The 12,931-nt window shown below is 74.0% G+C and carries 13 protein-coding genes; 4 read left to right on the plus strand and 9 right to left on the minus strand.

Going from position 1 to position 12,931, the window contains the following annotated elements; all coding sequences use genetic code 11:
• Window positions 1-93: 93 nt before the first annotated feature.
• The 7 genes from ACFOX0_RS26625 to ACFOX0_RS26655 form a co-directional block, all read right to left on the minus strand.
• Window positions 94-603: a helix-turn-helix domain-containing protein gene (locus ACFOX0_RS26625; RefSeq protein WP_377550907.1), complete on the minus strand. Its 510-nt coding sequence runs from the start codon at window positions 601-603 to the stop codon at window positions 94-96.
• Window positions 604-709: 106 nt separating this feature from the next.
• Entirely contained in the window at window positions 710-1,492 is a 783-nt protein-coding gene (locus ACFOX0_RS26630; protein WP_377551046.1) for an endonuclease/exonuclease/phosphatase family protein, read from the minus strand.
• Window positions 1,493-1,523: 31 nt separating this feature from the next.
• Window positions 1,524-3,077: a phosphatase PAP2 family protein gene (locus ACFOX0_RS26635; RefSeq protein WP_377550909.1), complete on the minus strand. Its 1,554-nt coding sequence runs from the start codon at window positions 3,075-3,077 to the stop codon at window positions 1,524-1,526.
• A gap of 112 nt (window positions 3,078-3,189) precedes the next feature.
• Complete coding sequence (locus tag ACFOX0_RS26640) at window positions 3,190-4,191, minus strand: YihY/virulence factor BrkB family protein (RefSeq protein WP_377550911.1); 1,002 nt, start codon at window positions 4,189-4,191, stop codon at window positions 3,190-3,192.
• Complete coding sequence (locus tag ACFOX0_RS26645; protein WP_377550913.1) at window positions 4,184-5,182, minus strand: diacylglycerol/lipid kinase family protein; 999 nt, start codon at window positions 5,180-5,182, stop codon at window positions 4,184-4,186. Before ACFOX0_RS26645 ends, ACFOX0_RS26640 begins: the two co-directional genes overlap by 8 nt.
• A gap of 152 nt (window positions 5,183-5,334) precedes the next feature.
• Entirely contained in the window at window positions 5,335-5,910 is a 576-nt protein-coding gene (locus ACFOX0_RS26650) for a Clp protease N-terminal domain-containing protein (RefSeq protein WP_377550915.1), read from the minus strand.
• Window positions 5,910-6,146, minus strand: a complete 237-nt coding sequence (locus ACFOX0_RS26655; protein WP_377550917.1) for a helix-turn-helix domain-containing protein — start codon at window positions 6,144-6,146, stop codon at window positions 5,910-5,912. The genes ACFOX0_RS26650 and ACFOX0_RS26655 overlap by 1 nt, the downstream gene beginning before the upstream one ends.
• Window positions 6,147-6,263: 117 nt before the next feature.
• On the opposite strand from ACFOX0_RS26655, the gene ACFOX0_RS26660 reads away from it, so the two are divergent.
• The 4 genes from ACFOX0_RS26660 (at window position 6,264) to ACFOX0_RS26675 (ending at window position 11,553) form a co-directional block, all read left to right on the plus strand.
• Entirely contained in the window at window positions 6,264-7,049 is a 786-nt protein-coding gene (locus ACFOX0_RS26660) for a PP2C family protein-serine/threonine phosphatase (protein WP_377550919.1), read from the plus strand.
• Window positions 7,050-7,116: 67 nt separating this feature from the next.
• The gene (locus tag ACFOX0_RS26665; protein ID WP_377550921.1) at window positions 7,117-8,052 is read left to right on the plus strand and encodes a universal stress protein; all 936 of its coding nucleotides are present in this window, start codon (window positions 7,117-7,119) and stop codon (window positions 8,050-8,052) included.
• A gap of 127 nt (window positions 8,053-8,179) precedes the next feature.
• Window positions 8,180-10,600: a phosphoketolase family protein gene (locus ACFOX0_RS26670; RefSeq protein ID WP_377550923.1), complete on the plus strand. Its 2,421-nt coding sequence runs from the start codon at window positions 8,180-8,182 to the stop codon at window positions 10,598-10,600.
• A 53-nt stretch (window positions 10,601-10,653) separates the two neighbouring features.
• Window positions 10,654-11,553, plus strand: coding sequence for a universal stress protein (locus ACFOX0_RS26675; protein ID WP_377550925.1), 900 nt, complete (start codon window positions 10,654-10,656; stop codon window positions 11,551-11,553).
• Here ACFOX0_RS26675 and ACFOX0_RS26680 read toward each other — a convergent pair.
• Window positions 11,530-12,096, minus strand: coding sequence for a serine acetyltransferase (locus tag ACFOX0_RS26680; protein WP_377550927.1), 567 nt, complete (start codon window positions 12,094-12,096; stop codon window positions 11,530-11,532). The genes ACFOX0_RS26675 and ACFOX0_RS26680 overlap by 24 nt on opposite strands.
• A gap of 71 nt (window positions 12,097-12,167) precedes the next feature.
• Entirely contained in the window at window positions 12,168-12,926 is a 759-nt protein-coding gene (locus tag ACFOX0_RS26685) for an amino acid ABC transporter ATP-binding protein (RefSeq protein WP_377550929.1), read from the minus strand.
• Between the last annotated feature and the right edge of the window lie 5 nt (window positions 12,927-12,931).

Consider the following 12,931-nt stretch of genomic DNA (forward strand, 5'->3'; position numbering starts at 1 on the left):
TCGCCTCCACCCGGCCGGCCGGCGACGTGACAGGAGTCGCCTGGGGTACCGGCCCGTGAAGCGTGCCTCGCCGCGCGGTCGGGAAGCTTGGGTTTATGCCGTGCGGAAATTCGCTGTCAGCAGACGATCCGGTGCGCGCGTACCCCGGAACGCCAGGCCGACCCGGCGTCGGCGTACCGCGGAACGGAGACCGGTCCGGCACTGCGCGCCGGGCGGCCGGGAGACGCCGGGCCGGGAACCGGCCGGCGGGACCGACGCGGGCGGCGCGAGCCGGATCGCCGTGCCCGGCCGACCGGCGGCGAACCGCGGCGCCCGACGCATCGGCACCCGGGCCGGCACCGCCGGCTGCAGGCGGGCCACCTCCTCGCGGACCTCGTCCAGCAGGTCCACCAGGTGCAGCCCCAGCGCGCGGCAGATCGCGGCGAGCACCTCGGACGACGGTTCCTTACGACCGCGCTCCAACTCCGAGAGGTAGGGCACGGACATGTCCGCGGCACCGGCCACGTCCCGCAGGGTGCGTCCCTGCCGCTGCCTGATCCGTCGCAACACCGACCCGATCACCCGCCGCAGCAGCGGCGGCTGCGCCTGCCCCTCGAACCCCATGCCCCACCCTAACCGCATCCGAGGCCGATCCGCCGGGCCCGGCCCCGCCCGGCGGACCCGCCGACCACCGCCGAGCCCGGGACGGCGACCGCTCACCACGACGCGGTCAGTCGGTGAGGGTGAGGTCCAGCTCCGCCAGGACCGGGTAGTGGTCGGAGGCCCGGTCGGTGCCGGCGTCGCGGACCACCACGCAGCGGCGGGCCAGCCGGGCCGCCGCCGGGGTGGCCAGCAGGTAGTCCAGCCGCATGTCGGAGAACTCGACCCCGCCGTACGCGGTGGGCACGGTGGCCGGTGGTCCCGCGCCGACCAGCCGGAACAGGTCGACGTAACCGGCCCGGTGCAGCGCCGCCACCGCCCGGGTGTCCACCGTGACGCCATCGGACCGCAGGTGCCGACGCCGGTACGCGGGCGGCAGTCGACGGACCCGCTCGTCGTGCCCGGTCCACGGGTCCAGGGTGTTCAGGTCGCCGAGCAGCAGGCCCAGGCCGTCCATCCGGGAGGCCGCCGCCAGCCAGCCGGCCTCGCGCAGCCGGCGGCTCCCGGCGTACGGCTGCAGGTGGGTGCCGATCACGGTGAGCGGCCCGGCGTCCGTGGCCACCACGACTCGCTGCGCGGCGTGGTGGAACGGCCGGCGCACCGGCGCCACCCGCAGCACCCGGCCGGACGGCCGGACCAGCACCGCCACCGACTGGCCGAACCACGCCCGGGCCAGGTACGCCCGCATGCCCAGCGCGGCGGCGACCCGGGTCATCCGGCCGTCCCGGTGGAAGTCCCGCAACTCCTGCAGGGCCAGGACGTCCGGCCGATGGGCGGCGACCACCTCGACGACCCGGTCGAGCCGGGACGGGTCGGCCCCGTCCCGGCCACCGGTGCGGATGTTCCAGGTCATCACCCGCACCGGCGCGTCACCTCCCGTCGGGTCAGTTCGGCTCGGCGGCACCGACCGGCGCCGGCGCCGAGCCGGCCGGGCGACGGTCGACGCCGTCCGGGGCCGCCCCGGACGGCTGTGCCGGCCCGGCGTCGGCCGCCGGGACCTTCTCGGCCGCCGGAGCCTTCTCGGCCGTTGGAGCCTTCTCGTTCGGGCACAGGACGAAGTAGAGCGTGCCGATCCACAGCGTGCCGAGCAGGATCGCGCCCATGAAGTCGGTGGGGTGGTGCATGCCCCGGTACATCCGCGAGGTGGCCACCCCGACCGGCATGATCACGACGAGCGCCACGGTCAACCACCGCCACCACCGGTCGACCCGGCCCATCACCAGCACGCAGATCGCGGCGTAGAGGCAGATCGTCGCGGCGATGTGACCGGACGGGAAGGACGAGGTGGGCAGCTTCCCGTCCAGGTGCGTCACCTCGGGCCGGGGCCGGCCGACCACCGCGGCCGAGGCCAGGAACAGGCCCAGCTCGCCCATGATGGCCAGGACGATGAACAGCACCGGCTTCCACCGCCGCCAGGCGGCCAGGGCGAGCGGGCAGGCGACCAGTGAGACGATGGTGATGGCGTGCGTGTCACCGGCCTTGCTCCACCACCAGCTCACCTCGTCCCAGGTCGGCGTCCGCCGCGCCTCGAACCACTTCGGCACGGCCGTGTCCCACGCGTCGAGGAAGGTGCCGTCGGTGTGGAAGCTGACGTACCGGCCGAAGAGGTAGAGCGCGCCGAAGACCAGCACCCAGCCGACCACCAGCTCGGCGACCGTCAGCCACAGCCGCGGCAGCGGGCCCTGGTGGTCCGGGGCGAGGACGATCTCGTCGGCCGCCTCCGGTTCCAGGCCCTCGCGCAACGGCCGGACCCGCTCGCCCTGTTCCCGGCGCCACAGCCGGAACGCGTACGCGGTCACGCCGAGCCAGGCGAGGCCGAGCGCCCAACCGCCCAGCACGTCGGAGACGAAGTGCACGCCCAGCGCGATCCGGGTCAGCCCGATCGCCGCCACCAGGGCGGTCAGCAGGCCGATCACCGGCCGCCGCCACCGGCGGGGCAGCGCCGGCAGGAAGACCAGCAGCAGCGCGCCGTACATCACCAGGGAGTCCAGGGCGTGGCCGCTCGGGAAGCTGTTGCCCGGCGCGTGCGCCACCGGTACGTCGACCACCGGTCGCAGCCGCCCGACCAGCGCCTTCAACGTCGGGTCGAGGATCAACGCGCCGGCGTCGGTGACCAGCAGGTACACCGCGAGCCGGGGCTGCCGCCGGATGAGCAGGCCGAGCACGGCGACGACGACCAGCCAGATCATGATCGGCCGGCCACCGAGATCGGTGACCACCCGCAACGCGTCGACCAGCATCGGGCGCGGCGACACCAGACCGTTGAACCACTCAGCGGCCTCCCGGTCCGCGTGTTGCAGCGGCGCCCAGTGGAACCGGACCAGCATGAGCAGCACGCCGAAGACCACCCCGCCACCGGCGACGGCGCCCAGTCCGACCAGGCTCCGCCCGGTGAACCGTTCGACGGCCCGACCCGACACCTCTTTGTCCGTGGTCACCCGGGACCCTCCCTCCACGCCTTCTGGCGTGCCGGATTACCCGGTTGGGTGGATCGGTACACCGGGTCCGCGGCGAGTCGCCCGGGCCGCGGCGCCCGCACCGCCGGGCCGTTCAGAGGGCGGTCATCTCGCCGGTGTCGTACTCCGGGTCGCGCTGCGCCTCCGGCTCCCACAGGTCCGGCTGGGCCGGTTCCCGGACACCGATCCGCAGCCCCTCCAGCTGGGCCGCGAAGGCCAGCCCGCCGAACAGCGCTATGCCGGTCAGGTTGGCCCACAGCAGCAGGGCCATCACCCCGGTCAGCGCCCCGTACGTCTGGCCGAACGCGTCGCTGAACCGGACGTAGGCCGCCAGCAGCACGCTGGCCAGCCACCACAGCACGGTGCTGATGCCGGCGCCGAACAGCAGCCAGGACAGGCCCGGCTGCCGGCGCCGAGGGGCGTGCCGGAACAGCACCGCGACCGCGAACACGGTCAGGGCGAGGCTGGTCGGCCAGCGGACCACGTTCCAGATGTCCTTGGCCACCGGGCCCCAGGCGTAGTTGTGCTGCACCGCCGCGCCCATCGGGCCACCGGCGGCGAGCATCAGGAAGCCGAGCAGCGCGGGCAGGCCGGCGCAGACCGCGAGCACGGCGGCGCGCAGGTACTTCCAGTGCGCCGGCCGGTCGCGTTCCACCCCGTAGATGCGGTTGGCGCCCCGCTCGATCTGGGCCATGGTGCTGGTCAACGCGATCAGGCCGGTGATCAGACCGAGCACCAGGGCCAGGTCACCCGCGTCCTCGCCGTGTTCCCGGTTGCCCAGCAGCTCGGTGACCAGGTCGGCGCTGGCGCCGGGGGTGATCGCCACCACCGTCTCGGCCAGCACCTGGCCCCCCTTGCGGACGCCGAGGTCGGTGATCAATCCGGTCAGCGCGATCAGGAACGGCACCACGGCCAGGCAGAGCTGCAGCCCGAGGGCGCGGGCGTGGCTGAACCCGTCGCCGTACCGGAACCGGACGAAGGCGTCCCGCAGCAGGTGCCAACCGCCGTGCCGGCGCAGGGTTTGCCAGGCGTCGTCGGCGGACAACTCGTCGTCCGCCATCAGCCGGGTCTCGGGGACCGGCTGGGTGCTACTCACTCCGGGCTCCCTCCACAAGCTGCTCGCCGCGCTCGGCCGCCGCCTCGGCGTCCACCGACAGGTCCGGCTCCTCCGCCGGTCGGGGCACGCAGAGCCACAACGCCTTCGGCCGGATCTCGACGTGCAGCACCCGGCCCGGTTCGATCACGTCCCCGTCCAGCTCGCGGGGCTGCGCCCGGTTGCTGGTGATCTGCACCCGGCGGCCCCGGAACACCTCCATGCCGGGCACCCGCCGTCGGCGCCGCAGCACCGCCCAGCCGAGCGACGCCCAGTGCCCCAGCGTGCGGGGCGTCAGCACGGCCACGTCCAGCAGGCCGTCGTCCGGCTCGGCCTCGGCGAGCAGCGGTACGCCGCCCTGCAGCCGGCCGACGTTGGCGACCAACACCGAGCGGGCGCGCCGGCGTACCGGTGCCTGGCCGTCGATCCGGATGGAGACCCGCATCGGCCGGTCACGCAGGTGGCGCAGCGCGCCCATCACGTACGCGGGCCAGCCGATCCGCGCCTTCGTCGTCTCGGAGGTGGCGTCGAGCAGCTGCGCGTCGAAGCCCATCCCGGCCATCACGGTGAAGTACTGGTCACCGAAGGCGCCGACGTCGATCTGCCGGCGGCCCTGCTCGACGGCCACCTGGATGCCGGCGGTCAGGTCGGTGGACAGGCCGAGGTTGGCGGCCAGCAGGTTGCCGGTGCCGCTCGGCAGGACCGCCATCGGCACGTCGGTGCCGACCAGCGACGCGACGCAGGACAGGATGGTGCCGTCGCCGCCACAGACGAGCACCACCTGGGCGCCGGCCTCGATCGCCGCCTTGGTCTGGCCCCGACCGGGGTCCTCGACGGTCGTCTCGTACCACGACGGCTCCGGCCAGCCGGCCGCCGCCAGCGCCTCGGTGACGGTGCGGCGCAGCCCGTCCAGGTCGGTCTGCTTCGCCGGGTTGACGACGACGGCGGACCGCAGCGGGCCCCGGGGTGCGCTGGTATCGGCTCGACCGTTCACGGGCGTCAGTGTGCAGCACGATCGCGGTGACGGCGAGCCGACGCGAGGTGACGATCCGCGCACCGCCGGAAGGTTTGGAAACCGCAGGCACCGGCCCGGGAGCCCGGGCCCGCGGCGGGGGCCGGCGCGTCGCGCGTCGACCCCCGCGGACCTCAGGCCGCCGGGGGTAGTTCCTCGATCGTCCGGCGCAGGTCGTCGAGATCCACGCCGGCCCGGGCCAGGATCAGCGCGCCGAGGCCCTGACCCTCGCGGATCAGCCCGAGCAGGATGTGCTCCGGCCCGATGTGCCGGTGGTTGAGCCGCAACGCCTCGCGCAACGACAGTTCGAGGGCCTTCCGGGCCCGGCGGGACAACCGGCTCGACGGCAGCCGCCGGCCGTACCACAGGCGCCGGCCGGGTTGCGGCGGCGCCTCCAGCGCCCCCTCGCCGAACGTGCCCTCGACCGCGTCGCGCACCGCGTCCAGGTCGATGCCGATCGAGCGCAGCGCCTCGGCGTCGGCCGTGCCGAGGCCGCCCGGCCGGACGCCCACCTGCCGCTCGATCTCGGCCCGCACCCCGTCCGCGGTCAGTCCGGCGCCGCGCAGGATCTCCCCCGCCGCGCCGACCCGCTCGTCGAGCAGGGCGAGCAGCAGGTGCTCCGTACCGATGAAATCGTGCCGCAACCGGCGCCGCTCCGCCCGGGCGTCCATGACCACCTGCCGGGCCTGGCTGGTGAACCGTTCCAACATCACGACCCTCCCTGGGTACGCGCCGCCGGACGCCCGGCGTGCTTCTTGTGGACTGCCTGCCGACTGATTTCGAGGGCGTCGGCGATCTCCTGCCAGGACCAGCCCTGGCGGCGGGCGTTGTCGACCTGGACGGCCTCCAGCCGTTCCAGCAGGCGGCCCAGGGCCAGCACCGCCCGTAGCCCCACCCGGGGATCGGCGCTGCCGGCCGCCGCCGCGAGTTCCGTCGCGTGACTCATGCTGTCAATCTAGGTTGACAACCCGCCCCGTGTCAACCCAGGTTGACGGAGGGCTTCGGTCCGCCGCCACACCACGGGTTGCCGCGGCCCGTCGGGCCTGCGCGGCATACTGCGGTGATGCGATCAGAACCGGACACCGTCCACACCTTCGAGGCGGGCCGGACCCGGCTCATCACGGCGGGCGACAGCTGCGTCGGCAACCGGTACCCCGCCAACTTCGACGTCCTGCACGTCGACCCGGACCTCCCGTTCGTCGCGGTCGCCGACGGGATGGGCGGCGGCCGGGGCAGCACGGTGGCCGGCGAAACCGCGATGGCCACCGTGGTCGAGGCGGTGCGCACCGCCGGCCAGGGGGCGGGCCCGGCCGACCTGCGGGCCGCCGTTGCCACCGCCCAGGACCGGGTCGGCGCCGCCGGCCGGTCGCTCGGCGAACTGACCGGTTGCACGCTGACCGCGCTGCTCGCCGGGCCCACCGGCGCCGACGCCTGGATCGTCCAGATCGGCGACTCCCGGGCCTACCGACTGCGCGACGGCCTGCTGGAGCTGCTCACGGTGGACCACACGACGGCCTGGCTGGGCGCGGTGTACGGCTGGTACCCGGCCGACTCCCCCGAGGCGGCGGCGGCCCGCTACCAGTTGACCCGGTACGTCGGTCACGGCGGCCGGCCGGAACCGGACCTGCTGAACGTCTCGCTGCGGCCCGGCGACGTCTACTGCCTGTGCACCGACGGGGTCGCCGAGCAGGTCGACTACCAGCGGCTCCGGCAGCGGCTCGGCGGGCGTACCGGTCCGGTGGAACTCCTGCGCGGGCTGCTGGCCGACACCCTCGCCGCCGGCGGCCACGACAACGCCACGGCGGCGATCATGCGGGTGGAGCAACGACTGCCGGCGCACCAGCGGTAGGGACCCGATCGGGGCATTCCCGCGCAGAACCGGCAACCGGTGCCACCGGGCGGTTTAGCCTCGGTGCATGCGGCAGCACGGCACACCCGGCCGGCCGGACGCGCTCACCCTGGACACGCCGGACGTCCTGGCCCCGCCGGGCACCCTGCCGGAACCGGTGGCGCTGGACGCCCCGGCCCGGGAACCGGTCGTGGTCGGGGTGGACGGATCCGCGCTCAGCCTGGTCGCCGTCCGGCTCGCGGCCCGGGAGGCCGCCCGGCACCGCCGCGCGCTGCGGATCGTGCACTGTTTCAACTGGGAACCGGACCCGCGCGTGGACCCGACCACCGACCTGCGCCAGCCGGCCGAGGAGGTGATCGCACAGGCGGTCGCCACCGGCAGCGAGGAGGCCCCCCAGGTACCGGTCGCCGGCGCCATCGTCGAGGGCCCCGCGCTGACCACCCTGCTGCGCGAGTCGGGCGACGCGGCCCTGCTCGCCATCGGTGACGGCGGACTCCCCGAACGCGTCTGCGTACCGCTGGACGCCACCGCCCTGCAGATCGCCGCCCGGGCCGGCTGCAGCGTGCTGGTCGCCCGGGAGCACACCCGGCCGACCGGGCAGATCCTGGTCGGGGTCGACGGGTCGGAGACCTGCCAGGCGGCGCTCGAACTCGCCTTCGACACCGCCGCCTGGCGGGACGCCGAGCTGGTGGTGGTCCAGGCCTGGGATCCGGACGCGCGACCGCCGGGCGGCGAGGCGCACCTAGCGGCCCGGTTCGACGCCGCGCTCGAACCGATGCGGCGCCGGTACCCGACCGTACGGGTCACCCCGCGGGTGCTGCCCGGCGAACCGAAGGACGTTCTGGTCGAGCAGTCCCGGACCGCCGAGCTGGCGGTGGCCAGCGCACGCGGCGAGCAACCCTGGCGGGGAATGCTCGGCGCGGTCAGCCAGGCGCTGCTCTACCACTCGCCGGCCCCGGTACTGATCGTCCGTGGTCCGCACGAGGTGTACGTACAGGAATAGGGCCGGTCCGGTCGGGACCAACGGCCCTGAGCGGTTCCCCGGTCGCTGGGGCAGGCTGGACCACGGACCCGCAGCCGTGGTCCGGACGAACCGCGACCGGCCCCCGACACCCGAGAGGCTCTCCCTGATGGACACCGCCGTGGAAACAACCGGGACGCTCGCCGAGGACGACCTGCGCCGCCTCGACGCCTACTGGCGGGCGGCGAACTACCTCACCGTCGGACAGATCTACCTGCTGGACAACCCGCTGTTGCGCGAGCCGCTGCGGCCCGAACACGTCAAGCCCCGGCTGCTCGGCCACTGGGGCACCAGCCCGGGGCTGAACCTGCTCTACGCGCACCTGGACCGGGCGATCGTCGGCCGGGACCTCGACGCGATCTTCGTGACCGGCCCCGGACACGGCGGCCCGGCGATCGTGGCGAACACCTGGCTGGAGGGCACCTACAGCGAGCTCTACCCCTCGGTGGGGCAGGACGAGGCGGGGATGGCCCGGCTGTTCCGGCAGTTCTCCTTCCCCGGCGGCATTCCCAGCCACGTGGCCCCCGAGGTGCCCGGCTCCATCCACGAGGGCGGCGAACTCGGGTACTCGCTGATGCACGCGTACGGTGCCGCGTTCGACAACCCCGACCTGCTGGTGGCCTGCGTGATCGGCGACGGCGAGGCGGAGACCGGGCCGCTGGCCGCGAGCTGGCTGTCCAACGTGTTCCTCAACCCGGCCCGGGACGGGGCGGTGCTGCCCATCCTGCACCTCAACGGCTACAAGATCGCCAACCCGACCGTGCTGGACCGCCTCCCGATCGACGACCTGCGCGCGATGATGCACGGGTACGGCTACCAGCCGCACGTGGTCGACCTGGTCGACCCGGAGGACCCGACCCGCGGGATCGACCCGGACCGGGCGCACCGGATCCTGGCCGGCACGCTGGACACGGCCCTCGACGAGATCGCCGACATCCAACGGCGGGCCCGCGGCGGCGGGGAGGTCACCCGACCCCGCTGGCCGATGATCGTCCTGCGCAGCGTCAAGGGCTGGACCGGCCCGCACGAGGTGGACGGCGAGCCGGTCGAGGGCACCTTCCACGCCCACCAGGTACCGATCGCCGAGGTCCGGGACAATCCGGAGCACCTGGCCGCGCTGGACCGGTGGCTGCGCAGCTACCGCCCGGAGGAACTCTTCGACGCCACCGGCGCCCCGCAGCCGCTGATCGCCGGGCTGCCGCCGGCCGGCGACCGGCGGATGAGCGCCAACCAGCACGCCAACGGCGGCACCGTCCTGCGCGACCTGGTGCTGCCCGACTTCCGGGAGTACGGGGTCGCGGTGCACGAGCCCGGTCGTACGGTGGTCGGGCCGACCGCGCCGACCGGGGAATGGCTGCGCGACGTGATCGCGGCCAACCCGGACCGGTTCCGGCTGTTCGGGCCGGACGAGGTGGCCTCCAACCGGCTCGGCGCGGCGTTCGAGGTCACCGACCGGGCGTTCGTCGGACAGCTCCGGCCCGGCGACGACAACCTCTCCCCCGATGGTCGGGTGATGGAGGTGCTCTCCGAACACCTCTGCCAGGGCTGGTTGGAGGGCTACCTGCTGACCGGCCGGCACGGCGTCTTCACCAGCTACGAGGCGTTCATCCACATCGTCGACTCGATGGTCAACCAGCACGCCAAGTGGCTCAAGACGACCCGGCAGATTCCGTGGCGCCGGCCGGTCGCCTCGCTGAACTACCTGCTGTCCAGTCACGTCTGGCGGCAGGACCACAACGGCTTCTCGCACCAGGATCCCGGCTTCATCGACCACGTCATGAACAAGAAGGCCGAGGTGGTCCGGGTCTACCTGCCGCCGGACGCCAACACCCTGCTGTCCACGATGGACCACTGCCTGCGCAGCCGGCACTACATCAACGTCGTCGTGGCCGGCAAGCAGCCCGCCCCGAACTGGCTGTCGATGCCGGACGCGATCATGCACTGCCGGCGCGGGGTCGGCATCTGGGACTGGGCGAGCACCGACGCCGGCGAGGAGCCGGACGTGGTGCTGGCCTGCGCCGGCGACGTACCGACCCTGGAGACGCTGGCCGCCGCCGACCTGCTGCGCCGGCGCCTGCCCGACCTCAAGGTCCGGGTGGTCAACGTGGTGGACCTGATGCGGCTGCAACCGGAGAGCGAACACCCGCACGGGCTGCCCGACGTCGAGTTCGACAGCATCTTCACCCGGGACAAGCCGGTGATCTTCGCCTACCACGGCTACCCGTGGCTGATCCACCGACTGACCTACCGCCGACGCAACCACGAGAACCTGCACGTGCGCGGCTACAAGGAGGAGGGCACCACCACCACGCCGTTCGACATGGTGATGCTCAACGACCTGGACCGGTTCCACCTGGTCATCGACGTGATCGAGCGGGTGCCCGGACTGTCCGTACGGGCCGCGCACCTGCGGCAGGAGATGTTCGACGCCCGGCAGGCGTGCCGGGACCACACCCGGCGCCACGGCGAGGACTCGCCGCTGGTCACCGAGTGGAAGTGGGCGGGCGCGCAGGGCGCCACGCCGAGCTGACGGAACCAACCGGGCGGGAAGGCCCCGCCCGGACCACCGGGAGGGAGGCCGCGATGACCGCCGGACCGATCGTGGTCGGCTACGACGGGTCCGCCGACGCGCGGGCCGCCACGGCGTGGGCGCTCGACGAGGCGGAACGCTCCGGCGTGCCGGTCGTGCTGGCGTACGCCTTCGAGTGGGTCGCCGTGCGCGGCTGGATCGGCCCCGGCATCGGGCCCGGATCGTGGCCGGACCAGGAGGCCCGCGAGCAGATCGAGGCGATGCTGCGCGAGGCGGTCACCGCCGCCGAACAGCGGCACCCCGGGGTGGCCGTACGCCCGGAGGTGCTGGACGGTCCGACGGCGCTGCTGCTGCGCGAGCGGTCGGCGTCGGCGTCGCTGCTGGTGCTGGGCAGCCGCGGGCACGGCGGGTTCGCCGGCCTGCTCGCCGGGTCGACGGCGGTCACGGTCAGCGCGCACGCGCACTGCCCGGTGGTCGTGGTACGCGGCGAGCCGCACCCGCCGACCGCGCCGATCGTGGCCGGCTGGGACGGTTCGGACCGCGCCGACCTGGCGCTGGACTTCGCCTTCGCCCGCGCCGCGGCCCGACGGGCGCCGCTGCGGGTGGTCCGGGCCTGGTCGCCCCCGCCCGCGTTGCGCCGGCCGGCCGGGACGCCGCCCGACGAGGGCGGCCTGGACGAGGTCAGCGCCACCGAGCAGGCCGAACTGGACGAGGCGCTGGACCGGTGGCGGGACCGCTACCCGGGGGTGGAGGCATGCGCCGAGGTGGTCGACCGCAGCCCGGCCGAGGCGCTGATCGAGACCGGCCGACAGGCCCAACTCGTGGTGGTCGGCAGCCGGGGCCGCGGCGGCTTCGAGGGGATGCTGCTCGGTTCGGTCAGCCAGCAACTGCTGCAGCACAGCGCCTGCCCGGTGGCGGTGGTCCGGGAACTACCCGTCGGGACCGCCGGCTGACGACCGCGCCGTTCCCGACGGTGCGGCGGGCCCGGGCGGGGTGGGCGCGGCGGCGCCGGTGGTCGGCGGCCGGACCTGGGCGCGCGGGCCGATGGCCGTGGCGCCGGCCGGGACGTCGTCCAGCACCGTCGCACCGGCGCCGATCCGGGCGTGCGGGCCGACCACGATCGGGCCGAGCAGCACCGCACCGGCCCCGATGGTCACCCCGTCGCCGATCACCGGCGCGCCGGTGTCGTCCCGCCTCCCGATGGTGACGAACTGGTAGAGGCTGACGCCCGCGCCGATCCGGGCGCTGCCGTGCACCATCAGTCCGTACGGGTGGAACAGCCGCAGCCCCGGCCCGCAGGACACCTCGCGGGCCAGGTCGCTGTTGGTGCCGAACCGGACCACCAGGAGGTTGAGCACCTTGTACGGGACGGCGCAGAGCCGCCGCAGCGGGGTGTGCCGCGCCGCGGTCCACTGGCCGAACCGGAACACCGTGAGGACGAGCCGGGTCAGCGGGTCCCGGTTCCGCCGGAAGTCCTGACGCAGGGTGTCGAACATGCAGCGGACAGTAGCGTCAATGGCTCGTTACGGCGGTGCCGCCGCCGGTCGGAAACCCGACAGGCGGCGACTCAGAGTTCGGCCGTGCTGACCCGGGTCGGTTCGAGCACCCGGTGCAGGAACTCCCGGGTCCGCTCCTCGCGCGGAGAGCCGAGGACGTCGGCCGGCGGCCCGGACTCCACCACCACCCCGCCGTCCATGAACACCACCCGGGAGGCGACCTCCCGGGCGAAGCTCATCTCGTGCGTGACCACCAGCATGGTCATCCCGTCGGCCACCAGCGACCGCATCACGGCCAGCACCTCGCCGACCAGTTCCGGGTCCAGCGCGCTGGTCGGCTCGTCGAAGAGCATCAGTTCCGGATTCATCGACAGTGACCGGGCGATGGCGACCCGCTGCTGCTGTCCGCCGGACAGTTGGGCCGGGTACGCGCCCGCCTTGTCGGCCAGGCCGACCCGGTCCAGGTTCTCCGCCGCGACCCGGTCCGCCTCGGCCCGGCCGCGACGCAGCACCCGACGCTGGGCGATGGTCAGGTTCTCCCGCACGGTGAGGTGCCCGAACAGGTTGAACTGCTGGAACACCATGCCGATCCGCCGCCGGACGGCGTCGATGTCGCAGTCCGGGTCGGTCACCTCGACGCCGGAGACCCGGATGGTGCCGGCGGACGGCTGCTCCAGCAGGTTGACGCAGCGCAGCAGGGTGGACTTGCCCGACCCGGACGGCCCGATCACGCAGAGCACCTCGCCCGGTTCGACCGACAGGTCGATGCCGCGCAACACCTCCAGGTCGCCGAAGGACTTGCGCAGACCGTGGATCTCGATGGCGGACACCCGCC

It is taken from the genome of Micromonospora zhanjiangensis, from assembly GCF_042650605.1.
Lineage (GTDB): Bacteria > Actinomycetota > Actinomycetes > Mycobacteriales > Micromonosporaceae > Micromonospora_J > Micromonospora_J zhanjiangensis.